The following is a 12,409-nucleotide window of genomic DNA, read 5'->3' on the forward strand; positions in this document are numbered from 1 at the left end:
ACTATTCACCCTAGTAACGGACAAATCGCCTGTGCGGCATGTCACCGGCCGCAAAGGTCCAAGGATCCGGGAATGTGACCCGGACTACGCTGCTGCGCAGTCAACGAGGCGCAGGGGGAGGCCGAGTGGATCCGACGGCAGGCCGTGGCCCTGGCCGACCGGCCGTACATCCAGGCCGGCGGCGAAACCCCCGCCCCACCGCGAAGCCCGAGGAGCAACCCCCACCATGGAACCCACGACCATCGGCGCCAAGCTGGCCTCCACCGTGGTCACTCCCCTCATCAGGAAACTCTTCGTCGCCGACGGGCCCGGCGCCGGGCTGGTCGACAAGCCCGTCCGGATATCCGGTTTCGTCTCCTTCAAGGGAGAAAACCGCACACTCGACAAAGCCGCCCTGCACAAACTCTCCGCGGAACTGGTCCGCCAGTCCCTGAAGACCGGCGAGCGCCCCATCCACGCCGACGAGGAACAGGCCGTCGTGCACGCGCTCGCCGACACCCTGCACGCCCTGGGCGCCCTCACCATGACGGACGCACAGGCGGTCGAGCTCGGGCACGAATTCCTCGCCGCCGGCCTCCGTTCCGCGAGCGGCAATCCGGACCGGGACCTCTCCCTCGACGCGAGCCTGTTCTACGGCCGCCTGCTGACCACGGCCTGTCTGCACATCGTCCACTTCTTCACCCAGCGGTCCACCTTTGTCGCCCGCACCCTCGTCGAGCAGAGCCGCCGGCAGCGGGAGCTCATCGCCAAGGTCGACGAGCTGATCGCCCGGACGCCCCCGACCGGCGGCACGGACACGGCCTTCGAGCGGCGGTACCTGTCGTACGTCGTCACCAAGCACAGCCACCTCACCATCTATGGCATCGACCTGGCCGACTCCCCCGACCGCTGGCCCCTGGACGCCGCATACCTCAGCCTCCAGGCGCTGGGCCCCGCCGAGGACGGTCACGCGACTGGCCCCGGCGGGCTGCACATCGCCGCCGCGGCGACCGCCCGGCCCGCCGAACAGGCCCTCGCCCGGCACGACCGGGTGCTGCTGCGCGGGGTGGCCGGCTCCGGCAAGACGACCCTCGTGCAGTGGCTCGCGGTGACGTCGGCGCGGGGCGAGCGCGGTGACCGGATCCCGTTCGTCCTGCCCCTGCGCACCCTCGTCCGCCGCCCCGACGGCCTCCCGGCCCCCGACGCGTTCCTGACCGCCGTACGCGTCCCCTTCCACGCGACGCAGCCGGACGGCTGGGCGGACCGTGTGCTCGGCGCCCGCCGCGGCCTCCTGCTGGTGGACGGGATCGACGAGATCCCCGAGCGGGAACGGGAGCAGACCCGCCGCTGGCTGCGTGACCTGCTGGACGTCTATCCCGGCAACGAGTGGCTGGTCACCTCCCGCCCCTCCGCCGTACGGGAGGACTGGCTCGCCCCGGACGGCTTCGCGGAGCTGGCCCTCACGCCCATGGGCCAGGGCGATGTCGCCGCCTTCATCACCCGCTGGCACACCGCGGCCGGTGCCGGCGCCCACGAGGAAGACCTCGGCCGCCTGGCCGACTACGAACGCGGCCTCCTCGACGCCGTGCAGACCAAACCCGACCTCGGGCGCCTCGCCACCAACCCCCTGATGTGCGGCCTGATCTGCGCCCTGCACCGGGACCGGCGCGGCTATCTCCCGCACGGCCGCCAGGAGTTGTACGACGCCGCCCTGTCGATGCTGCTCGCGCGCCGGGACGAGGAGCGGGACATGTTTCCCCAACGGGACGGCGACGGTGTCCACCTCACCGAACTCCCCCAGATCCAGCTGCTCCAGCGTCTCGCCTACTGGCTGATCCGCAACAACCAGTCGGAGATGGACCGCGAGCGCGCCGAACGCATCGTGGCCGACGTCCTCCCGTCCCTCCCGGCCGCCGCGGCGCAGGGCGACGCCCGGAAGATCCTGCGGTACCTCCTCGTCCGCAGCGGGCTGCTGCGCGAACCCTCCTCCGGCACGGTCGAGTTCGTGCACCGCACCTTCCAGGACTACCTGGGCGCGAAGGCGGCCGTGGAGGACGGCGACTTCGGACTGCTCGTCCGGGGAGCCGTCGACGAACAGTGGGCGGACGTGGTCCGCATGGCGGTGGCCCACGCACGGCCCCGCGAACGGGCCGAACTGCTCACCGACCTGACCGAGTCGGCACGGCACCTGGACGGCCCGGCGGCCACCCGCGTACGGCTCCTCGCTCTGGCCTCACTGGAGCACGCCACCCAACTCGACCCGGCCGTACGGGCCGCCGTGGAGCAGAACGCGGCCGCGCTCATCCCGCCCCGGACCACCGAGGAGGCCCGCACCCTCGCCTCGGCCGGCCCGCTCGCCCTGGAACTGCTGCCCGGCCCCGAGGGCCTCAGCGACACCGAGGCGAGAGCGGTCGTCGTCGCGGCATCCCTCATCGGCACGGAGGCGGCGGTGCCGGTGCTGGCGCGGTTCCGTGAGCATCGGGCGGTGGACGTACGTGCGCAGCTCACGTGGAGCTGGTGGCGTTTCGACACCCGGCGGTACGCGCGGGAGGTCATCGCCCATCTGCTCCCGGACGACCTCTTCTTCTCCGTGCACTCCCAGCAGCACCTGCGCGCCCTGTGCGACCTCGGCGGCAGGCCGGCCGTGCAGCTTCTGGGCGGGACCAGCCCGGCCGAGCTGAGCGGCGTGATCCCCCCCGACACGGTGACCCGCCTGCATGTGGGCGAGTGCGAGGAGCTCAGCGACCTGAACTGCCTGACGCCCCTGCGCCGGCTCAGCCACCTGTCCCTCTATGGATCTCCCCGGGTGGAGGACCTCTCGCCGGTCGCTCGGCTGCCGTTGCAACAGCTGTCCCTCAACCGCCTCGCCGGCCTTGAACGGCCCGGCGCCCTGGCCCCGTTCAACGGCTCCGCCACCCTGTGGCACCTCAGCATCGGGGTGACGCTGATGGCCGGGAGCCTGGACGACGCCCTCCCCCAGGACGCGTCGCTGCGCTATCTGAGACTCACCCCGAGGGCCGTCCGGCACACCGGCCTGCGCGGTCTCCATCGGCTCCGGTCGCTGAAGACGCTGAGCCTGGGCGGACTGTTCGACGACCTGTCCGCCGCGGACCACGACGAGATCGGCCTCCTCCCGGACCTGGAGGAACTGCGCGCCGTCTGGCCGGCCGCGGGCTGGACCGGCCCGCCCCTGCCCCGCGTCACCAGCCTGCGGATCAACCCGTTCTTCGGCAACGAGGACCTCTCGCAGGTCCACGCGTCCTTCCCCAACCTGCGGAACATCACCCTCCAACTCGCCCCACATGTCCACGAGATGCCCGAAGAGGTCCTCGCGCCCCTCCCGGTGAAACCCACCATCGTGAAGACGCACAGCTCGGTGTGATGCACGCCTCTAGCCACTTACCCCCGAGTAACCCTACGGTTCCCCTCACGCCACCCTCGCCTACGAACATGCACCCGACACGGCACGTACGGACGTGAGAGGACCCCCCACCCATGAGACACGGATGCCCCCTGGCGCGCCGCATCGCCGTCACCGCCGTCTCCACGGCCGCCCTCGTGGCCATGGCCGCCCCCGCCGACGCCGCGACCACGAGCCCGTCCGCGGCCGCCACGATCGCCGCGGCCACAGCGGCCGCCGAGGACGTCGACTACGCCACCTGGCAGCAGGACTGCCAGGCCGTGATGAACGAGGCCCTGCCCTATCTGAAACAGCGCATCGCCGCCCCGAGGCCGGGCGAGAAGCAGGCGATCGTCTTCGACATCGACAACACCACACTGGAGACCGACTTCGGCTTCAGCTACCCGCAGCCGGCCAACAGGCCGGTCCTGGACGTCGCCGAGTACGCCCAGGAGCGCGGGGTCTCCGTGTTCTTCGTGACCGCACGGCCCGGCATCATCCAGCCGTTCACCGACTACAACCTCAAGTACCGCGGCTACAGGGTCTCCGGGCTCTACGTCCGCGGTCTGCTCGACCTCTTCAAGGACGTCGCCGACTACAAGACCGCCCAGCGCGTCGACATCGAGTCGAAGGGCTACACGATCATCGCCAACATCGGCAACAGCGCCACCGACCTGTCGGGCGGCCACGCCGAGAAGACGTACAAGCTGCCGGACTACGACGGTCAGTTGTCGTGACCGGCACGCGGATGACGTGACCGGCAACGCGAAAGGGGCCGGTGCTCGGGAGAGCACCTGCCCCTTTCTGCCGGCGGGACCCCGCAGGGTCACGCCTCCTTGCTCAGGTTCGGCCCGGCTCCGCCGGCCGCCTGCTCGATCGGCGGGACGTCCGGCAGCGCCGACTTCTCCTCGCCACGGAAGGTGAAGGTCTGGGCCTCGCCCTCGCCCTCGGTCTCCACGACCACGATGTGACCGGGGCGCAGCTCGCCGAAGAGGATCTTCTCCGACAGCGAGTCCTCGATCTCGCGCTGGATCGTCCGGCGCAGCGGCCGGGCGCCCAGGACGGGGTCGTAACCCTTCTTGGACAGCAGCTCCTTGGCGGACTGGGAGAGCTCGATGCCCATGTCCCGGTCCTTCAGGCGCTCGTCCACCTTGCCGACCATCAGGTCCACGATCTTGAGGATGTCGTCCTGGGTCAGCTGCGGGAAGACCACCACGTCGTCGACACGGTTGAGGAACTCGGGGCGGAAGTGCTGCTTGAGCTCGTCCGAGACCTTGTTCTTCATGCGCTCGTAGTTCGACTTCGTGTCGCCCTGAGCCGCGAAGCCCAGGTTGAAGCCCTTGGAGATGTCCCGGGTGCCGAGGTTGGTCGTCATGATGATGACCGTGTTCTTGAAGTCCACGACCCGGCCCTGGGAGTCGGTCAGACGACCGTCCTCCAGGATCTGCAGCAGCGAGTTGAAGATGTCCGGGTGGGCCTTCTCGACCTCGTCGAACAGGACGACGGAGAACGGCTTGCGGCGGACCTTCTCGGTCAGCTGGCCGCCCTCTTCGTAACCCACGTATCCGGGGGGCGAACCGAACAGACGCGACACCGTGTGCTTCTCGCTGAACTCCGACATGTCCAGGGAGATCAGCGCGTCCTCGTCACCGAAGAGGAACTCGGCGAGGGCCTTGGACAGCTCGGTCTTACCGACACCGGACGGGCCGGCGAAGATGAACGAACCACCGGGACGCTTCGGGTCCTTCAGACCGGCACGCGTACGGCGGATCGCCTTCGACAGCGCCTTGACGGCGTCGACCTGGCCGATGACCCGCTTGTGGAGCTCGTCCTCCATGCGGAGCAGACGCGAGGACTCCTCCTCGGTCAGCTTGAAGACCGGGATGCCGGTGGCGGTCGCGAGGACCTCGGCGATCAGCTCGCCGTCGACCTCGGCGACGACGTCCATGTCGCCGGCCTTCCACTCCTTCTCCCGCTTGGCCTTGGCGGCCAGGAGCTGCTTCTCCTTGTCGCGCAGGGAGGCGGCCTTCTCGAAGTCCTGCGAGTCGATCGCGGACTCCTTGTCGCGGCGGACACCGGCGATCTTCTCGTCGAACTCGCGCAGGTCCGGCGGCGCGGTCATCCGGCGGATACGCATCCGGGAACCGGCCTCGTCGATAAGGTCGATCGCCTTGTCCGGCAGGAAGCGGTCCGAGATGTACCGGTCGGCCAGGGTGGCGGCCTGGACCAGGGCCTCGTCCGTGATGGAGACGCGGTGGTGCGCCTCGTAACGGTCCCGCAGGCCCTTGAGGATCTCGATGGTGTGCGGCAGGGACGGCTCCGCGACCTGGATGGGCTGGAAGCGGCGCTCCAGGGCCGCGTCCTTCTCCAGGTGCTTGCGGTACTCGTCCAGGGTGGTCGCACCGATGGTCTGCAGCTCACCGCGGGCCAGCATCGGCTTCAGGATGGAGGCCGCGTCGATGGCGCCCTCGGCGGCACCCGCACCGACCAGCGTGTGCAGCTCGTCGATGAACAGGATGATGTCGCCGCGGGTGCGGATCTCCTTGAGCACCTTCTTCAGGCGCTCCTCGAAGTCACCGCGGTAGCGGGAGCCGGCGACCAGGGCGCCGAGGTCGAGGGTGTAGAGGTGCTTGTCCTTGAGGGTCTCGGGCACCTCGCCCTTGACGATGGCCTGGGCGAGGCCCTCGACGACGGCGGTCTTGCCGACGCCGGGCTCACCGATCAGGACCGGGTTGTTCTTGGTACGGCGGGACAGCACCTGCATGACCCGCTCGATCTCCTTCTCGCGCCCGATGACCGGGTCGAGCTTGGACTCACGAGCGGCCTGGGTGAGGTTCCGGCCGAACTGGTCGAGGACCAGGGACGTCGAGGGGGTGCCCTCCGCAGGGCCGCCGGCGGTGGCGGCTTCCTTGCCCTGGTAACCGGAGAGCAGCTGGATCACCTGCTGCCGGACCCGGTTGAGATCAGCGCCCAGCTTGACCAGGACCTGGGCGGCGACGCCCTCGCCCTCACGGATCAGGCCGAGCAGGATGTGCTCCGTGCCGATGTAGTTGTGGCCCAGCTGAAGGGCCTCGCGGAGCGAGAGCTCCAGGACCTTCTTGGCACGGGGGGTGAAGGGGATGTGGCCGGACGGGGCCTGCTGGCCCTGGCCGATGATCTCCTCCACCTGCTGGCGGACCGCCTCGAGCGAAATCCCGAGGCTCTCAAGGGCCTTGGCGGCGACACCCTCACCCTCGTGGATCAGGCCCAGGAGGATGTGCTCGGTGCCGATGTAGTTGTGGTTGAGCATCCGGGCTTCTTCCTGAGCCAGGACGACAACCCGCCGCGCGCGGTCGGTGAACCTCTCGAACATCGTTAATCGCTCCTCAGAGCGGTCAGGCAGTGAGGGGACGCTCCCCTCGCTGTCCTTCCGCAGCTTAGTCCCGCAAGCGGGGACCGCTCATTCCAACTGCCGACACCGGACCGAGAACCAACACTGCCTCCTGACCCCGAACGCCGACATCTGCTCCAACCCGATGGTGCGAGACGATGTTCCCGCAGGCCAGACAGTTACCCCCACCATCAGTACGCCGATGGCGAACGTGAGACGTCCTGATCTGCGTGTCGCCCCCCTCCCACTAGGGATGTCTTACCCGCTGCTACGGACGGTCCATGCCGCGTGCACCGGTTCCCTCCGCTATGGGCGAACAACCTTGCGCCACACCGTGCCCCCGCACGCCCCCCGATTCCGGCACTCTGCGCGTTTACCGGAATACCCAGCGTAACTCGGGGGCCGTTCCGACGGTTGCACTTGGCATGGTTGGCAGCCTCCCTCCGGTCACGGTTCCCCTCCCCCGCCGGCCGCTCGACATGAGCGATCAGGTTCGCCGTTGGTACGAGAACGAACTGGGGTGGCCCACGGTGCCCGCGGGTCCGTCAGGCCCCGGAAGCCCCGGACGTCCGGTACGGCTCCGCACGGGCCTGCGCTTCGACGTCCTGGATGTTCCGGCCGAGGCGGGACGGGCGGCGCTGCGGCACCTGGCGCCGGGCTCTCCGGTGGCCGTACAGGGCGACCGGATGCGGCTGCTGGTGGCGGCGGGGAGCGCGGACGAGTTGCCCGGCGTGCTGGTCTGGCTGGAGTGGGGCGCGCTGCCACTCGATCTCGCTGTGACCGGCGAGGGCGGGCTCATGGACGCGCCGCTGCCCCCTGCGGGGGGACGGGCCGGAGCGCGGCCGCCCGGGCCGGACCGCTTCGGCGTCCTGCAGGGGGCCGCCGTGTGGCTGCGGCCCCCCGACCCGGGGTGCGAGGTCGAGGCCTCGCTGCCGACGGTGTCGGCCTTGGGGGGCGGCGGTGCCGGGGCCCCCGATCTGGTACGCGTGCTGGACACGGTGGCGACGCAGTGCCACCGGCTGCGGCTTGTGCGCGCGTGCGCTCAGCCGTTGGCCTTCTCGTAGGCCTCGCGAATGGACGCGGGAACACGGCCGCGGTCGTTGACCTCGTAACCGTTCTCCTTGGCCCAGGCGCGGATCTGTGCGGTGTCCTGGCTGCCGCCGGCAGCGGCGCGCGCCTTTCCGCGGCCGCCCGAAGCACGGCCTCCGGTGCGACGACCACCCTTCACGTAAGGCTCGAGAAGGCCGCGCAGCTTGTCCGCATTGGATGTCGTGAGATCGATCTCGTACGTCTTGCCGTCGAGTGCGAACGTGACAGTCTCGTCCGCCTCGCCGCCGTCGAGGTCGTCGACAAGAAGGACCTGAACCTTCTGTGCCACCGGATTTCCTTTCATCCATAACTTGAGGGCCGGGGGCCTGCGGCGTCCGCCGTTTCGCCGTCCCTTGTTATATGCAGTACTGCAGTACGTCGGAAAGCAAACCGCTTTTGCTGGAAAAACACAAACCCCCGGGAGAGACCCGTAGGCCCGCCCCGGCCCGGAAACATGCGCGTTTCGGACATAGGGAACCTGGGCACGACGGGCCCGGGTGGAATATGTCTTGACGATCCTTGTGGAGCGGGCCGACGAAGCCTGCGGATCCTTGGCGATCACAGATGCAGAAGCATCCGGCTGTTGCCCAAGGTGTTCGGTTTCACCCGTTCGAGACCGAGGAACTCAGCCACGCCTTCGTCATAGGAACGCAGCAGCTCCGCGTAGACATCGGTGTCGACCGGCGTCTCGCCGATCTCGACGAAGCCGTGCTTGCCGAAGAAGTCCACTTCGAAGGTCAGACAGAAAACACGGCGAACGCCGAGCCAGCGTGCGGTCTCCAGCAACTTCTCCAGCAACTGATGACCGACGCCGGCACCCTTGAGTCCGTGCTTCACGGCGAGAGTGCGCACTTCCGCGAGGTCTTCCCACATCACGTGCAGGGCACCGCAGCCGACCACCTCGGTACTTGAGCCGGCGTCCCGTTCGGCAACCCAGAACTCCTGGATGTCCTCGTAAAGCGTCACCGTGGCTTTGTCGAGCAGGATGCGGTCACGGACGTACGCGTCAAGGAGACTGCGCACGGCCGGGACATCGCTGGTACGGGCCCGCCGGACGGTGATGGCTTTTGCGGTGGCTTCGGGGCGCTCTACGGACATGTGCGGACGCTATCGCCCGCCGCCCTCCAGTGCCGAGCCGGGGTTCTCGCCGCCGGTATCGGCCGCGGTATCCGTGGCGGCCTCGGAAGTTTCCGGGCCCTGGACGATCCGTACGGCGTCCCGCAGGTCCTGTCGCTGTTCGTCGCTCATCATCCCGAAGAAGGCCACGAGCGCGGCGGCGGGGTTGTCGCTCTGCGACCAGGCGTCGTTCATCAGCGCGGCCGCGTAGGCGGCCCGTGTGGAGACCGCTTCATATCGATAGGCCCGGCCTTCTGCCTCACGGCGCACCCAGCCCTTCTGATGGAGATTGTCCAAAACGGTCATCACCGTGGTGTAGGCGATGGACCGTTCCTGCTGAAGGTCTTCCAGGACTTCTCGAACGGTCACCGGGCGGTTCCACTTCCACACCCGCGTCATGACCGCGTCTTCGAGTTCTCCCAATGGGCGAGGCACAGCTCAGCACAATAGTGGGAGATCCAGGCATTGGCGTGCCGGACGTGCACATTCACTGGCAAACAGCGACGAAAAGGGCGTACGACTCGAGAGTCGTACGCCCGGGAGGGGGCAGGCAGGGACAGCCGGGGACGACTCAGGCGTCGGCGTTCGGGGACACCTGGCGGGCGCCCTCCGCGCGAGCGAGGGCGGCGTCGACGACCGCATCCTCCTTCGCCTTGTTGGCACCGCCCTGGGTCTTCACGATCACCCTGATGAGACCGATGAAGAACACGGCCATGACGACCGGGGGCACGAGCGCGGAGACATAGTCCATGCGTCCAGGGTAGCCACGGGCGCCTGGGGACGGGCGGGGCGGGGTGGGGCGAAACGGGCCCGACGGCCGGGCTGCTCAGCCCGCGGCGAGCTGGTGCGGCGGGTTCGCGGACGGCGGGGTGGGTTTGCGGCGCGGGAAGACCTCGCCCGGGGTGGGGATGGGACGGCCGGGCTTCGGAGCGGCGGGGGCGGGCTTCGGAGCCGGCCTCTCGGCGGGCTTCTCCGCGGGCTTCTCGGCGGGCTTCTTCTCGGGCCGCCGGGCGGGGTCCTGGCCACCCTCCTCACCGACTTGGCGCGCGCCCGCTCCGGAAAGGCCGCCGGGGAGGGCCAGGAGGCGTGTACGGGAGGTGGGGACGGCCGGTGCGGCCTGTGCGGCTCCGGCCGCCGTCCGGCGGGCGAGACGGGCGCGTACGTCCTGCTCGGCGAGATTCTGGCAGCGGTCCAGCAGGGCGGCTGCCACGGGGTTGCCGCGCAGGGCCCGGAGCGCGGCGAGGTCGTCGGCGTCCGGGCGGTATCCGGCGCCCAGCGCCTCCTCAAGGAGCGAGAGGTAGCCGGCGGCGGTGCCCGGCAGGGCGGCGCGGTACCGGGCCAGGTCGGCCACCAGGAAGGCCCGCAGCCGGGCCCCCTCCCGCATCGCCTCGTCGAGGGACTCGGCGAGGAGGAGACAGTCCTGAACGTCCTCGGCGGAGGCGGGGCTGGGCTGAAGGGCGAGGGCGAGAGCGCGGCGGAGCACACGCAGCTCCTCCACGCCGAACGCCATGCCGCCGCGGGATCCGTATGGCGTGGGCATGCTCCGACAGTACGCGCTAATCGGACAAACAAGACATAAGGGCTGGGTGTGGCGCGGTGCGGGCCACCCGGGTGGGCGGGTGGCCTCGCCGGACGGCGCACACAGGCTTTGCGCTCCGCAGGTGATCACGTCACATGCGGGAGACGTTCCGCTCGTACACCAGCCGCAGGCCGATCAGCGTCAGCCACGGCTCGTGCTCGTCGATGACCGAGGACTCGCCGAGGACCATCGGCGCCAGACCACCGGTCGCGATGACCGTCACGTCGCCGGGATCGTCCGCCAGCTCCCGCGCCATCCGGGTCACGACGCCGTCCACCTGGCCCGCGAAGCCGTAGATGATGCCCGCCTGCATCGCCTCGACCGTGTTCTTGCCGATCACGCTCCGCGGCCGCGCCACCTCGATCTTCCGCAGCTGCGCGCCCTTGACGCCCAGCGCCTCGACCGAGATCTCGATGCCGGGGGCGATGACCCCGCCGACGTACTCCCCGCGCGCGCTGACGGCGTCGAACGTCGTCGCCGTACCGAAGTCGACCACGATCGCCGGGCCGCCGTAGAGCTCGACGGCGGCGACCGCGTTGATGATCCGGTCCGCGCCGACCTCCTTCGGGTTGTCGGTGAGGATCGGCACGCCCGTCTTCACGCCCGGCTCGACGAGAACGGCCGGCACGTCGCCGTAGTAGCGCCGGGTCACCTCGCGCAGCTCGTGCAGCACGGACGGCACGGTCGCGCAGATCGCGATGCCGTCGATACCGTCGCCCAGCTCGTCGCCGAGCAGCGGGTGCATGCCCATGAGGCCCTGCAGGAGCACCGCGAGCTCGTCGGCCGTGCGGCGCGCGTCCGTGGAGATGCGCCAGTGCTCGACGACGTCCTCGCCGTCGAACAGACCCAGGACCGTCTGTGTGTTGCCCACGTCGATCGTGAGGAGCATGGCCTTACTCCGCCTCACGCAGGTCAAGGCCGATGTCCAGGATCGGCGAGGAGTGGGTGAGCGCCCCCACGGCCAGGTAGTCCACGCCCGTGTCCGCGTACGCCTTGGCGTTCTCGAGGGTCAGCCGGCCCGACGCCTCCAGGGCCGCGCGGCCGTGGACGAGGGCGACCGCCTCCTCGCACTCGATGGGCGTGAAGTTGTCCAGCAGGATCAGGTCGGCCCCGGCGTCCACGACCTCGCGCAGCTGGTGCAGGGTGTCGACCTCGACCTCGATCGGAACGTCCGGGAAGGCCTCGCGCACCGCCTTGAAGGCCTGGGCGACGCCGCCCGCGGCGACCACGTGGTTGTCCTTGACCAGGGCCGCGTCCGAGAGGGACATGCGGTGGTTGACGCCGCCGCCGCAGCGGACCGCGTACTTCTCCAGGGAGCGCAGGCCCGGCGTGGTCTTCCGGGTGTCCCGCACACGGGCCTTCGTCCCCGCCAGGACGTCCGCCCACGCGCGCGTGGCGGTCGCGATGCCCGACAGACGGCACATGAGGTTGAGGGCGCTGCGCTCCGCGGTCAGCAGGTCACGCGTGCGCGTGGTGACCGACAGGAGCTTCTGCCCGGCCTCCACGAGGTCGCCGTCCTCGACGTGCCGCTCCACTTCGAACTCGTCCGTGCAGACCACGGAGATCACCGCTTCGGCGACCCTGAGGCCGGCCACGACGCCCGCCTCGCGCGCGCTGAAGTCGGCGGTGGCGACGGCGTCCTCGGGAATGGTCGCCACCGTCGTCACGTCCACGCCGTGGGCCAGGTCCTCCTGGAGGGCGACGCTGGCGATGTCCTCGACCTCCACGGGGTCGAGTCCGGCGTCGGAAAGGAGCTGCGCGAGCGCGGGGTCGAGACCGCACTCCAGGAATTCTTCGTCGGCTTGCGCGCCGCAGGCACAGCCGTCGCCGCAGCCGCCGGTCGACGCGAGGGGAAGGTCGGGGGTGCTCACTTCTG

General features: G+C 69.8%; 11 protein-coding genes. 3 read left to right on the top strand and 8 right to left on the bottom strand.

The genetic code is table 11. From position 1 onward, the window contains the following. Positions 1–226: 226 nt before the first annotated feature. Both ACZ562_RS04180 and ACZ562_RS04185 read left to right on the top strand, forming a co-directional pair. Positions 227–3,361: an NACHT domain-containing protein gene (locus ACZ562_RS04180; protein ID WP_471174085.1), complete on the top strand. Its 3,135-nt coding sequence runs from the start codon at positions 227–229 to the stop codon at positions 3,359–3,361. A gap of 113 nt (positions 3,362–3,474) precedes the next feature. Next, positions 3,475–4,116, top strand: coding sequence for an HAD family acid phosphatase (locus ACZ562_RS04185; RefSeq protein WP_471174087.1), 642 nt, complete (start codon positions 3,475–3,477; stop codon positions 4,114–4,116). Positions 4,117–4,205: 89 nt separating this feature from the next. Here ACZ562_RS04185 and ACZ562_RS04190 read toward each other — a convergent pair whose 3' ends face one another. Beyond that, positions 4,206–6,731 (bottom strand): ATP-dependent Clp protease ATP-binding subunit, encoded by a 2,526-nt coding sequence (locus tag ACZ562_RS04190; RefSeq protein WP_471174089.1) that lies wholly within the window; start codon positions 6,729–6,731, stop codon positions 4,206–4,208. Between the two features lie 443 nt (positions 6,732–7,174). Here ACZ562_RS04190 and ACZ562_RS04195 point away from each other — a divergent pair, with 443 nt between their 5' ends. Beyond that, complete coding sequence (locus ACZ562_RS04195; RefSeq protein WP_471174090.1) at positions 7,175–7,813, top strand: SCO3374 family protein; 639 nt, start codon at positions 7,175–7,177, stop codon at positions 7,811–7,813. On the opposite strand, the gene ACZ562_RS04200 is transcribed toward ACZ562_RS04195, so the two are convergent. The 7 genes from ACZ562_RS04200 to nadC form a co-directional block, all read right to left on the bottom strand. Beyond that, complete coding sequence (locus ACZ562_RS04200) at positions 7,792–8,127, bottom strand: histone-like nucleoid-structuring protein Lsr2 (protein WP_471174093.1); 336 nt, start codon at positions 8,125–8,127, stop codon at positions 7,792–7,794. The genes ACZ562_RS04195 and ACZ562_RS04200 overlap by 22 nt on opposite strands. A 269-nt stretch (positions 8,128–8,396) precedes the next feature. After that, entirely contained in the window at positions 8,397–8,936 is a 540-nt protein-coding gene (locus ACZ562_RS04205; RefSeq protein WP_471174095.1) for an amino-acid N-acetyltransferase, read from the bottom strand. Between the two features lie 9 nt (positions 8,937–8,945). Then, positions 8,946–9,377, bottom strand: a complete 432-nt coding sequence (locus tag ACZ562_RS04210; protein WP_471174747.1) for a BlaI/MecI/CopY family transcriptional regulator — start codon at positions 9,375–9,377, stop codon at positions 8,946–8,948. Positions 9,378–9,525: 148 nt separating this feature from the next. Then, positions 9,526–9,705: a hypothetical protein gene (locus ACZ562_RS04215; RefSeq protein ID WP_471174097.1), complete on the bottom strand. Its 180-nt coding sequence runs from the start codon at positions 9,703–9,705 to the stop codon at positions 9,526–9,528. Between the two features lie 75 nt (positions 9,706–9,780). Beyond that, positions 9,781–10,464, bottom strand: coding sequence for a hypothetical protein (locus tag ACZ562_RS04220; protein WP_471174750.1), 684 nt, complete (start codon positions 10,462–10,464; stop codon positions 9,781–9,783). A gap of 160 nt (positions 10,465–10,624) precedes the next feature. Further along, positions 10,625–11,422, bottom strand: a complete 798-nt coding sequence (locus tag ACZ562_RS04225; protein WP_471174099.1) for a type III pantothenate kinase — start codon at positions 11,420–11,422, stop codon at positions 10,625–10,627. 4 nt (positions 11,423–11,426) lie between these two features. Continuing rightward, positions 11,427–12,404: a carboxylating nicotinate-nucleotide diphosphorylase gene (nadC, locus tag ACZ562_RS04230; protein WP_471174101.1), complete on the bottom strand. Its 978-nt coding sequence runs from the start codon at positions 12,402–12,404 to the stop codon at positions 11,427–11,429. Positions 12,405–12,409: the final 5 nt, after the last annotated feature.

It is taken from the genome of Streptomyces sp. NPDC040410, assembly GCF_055595715.1.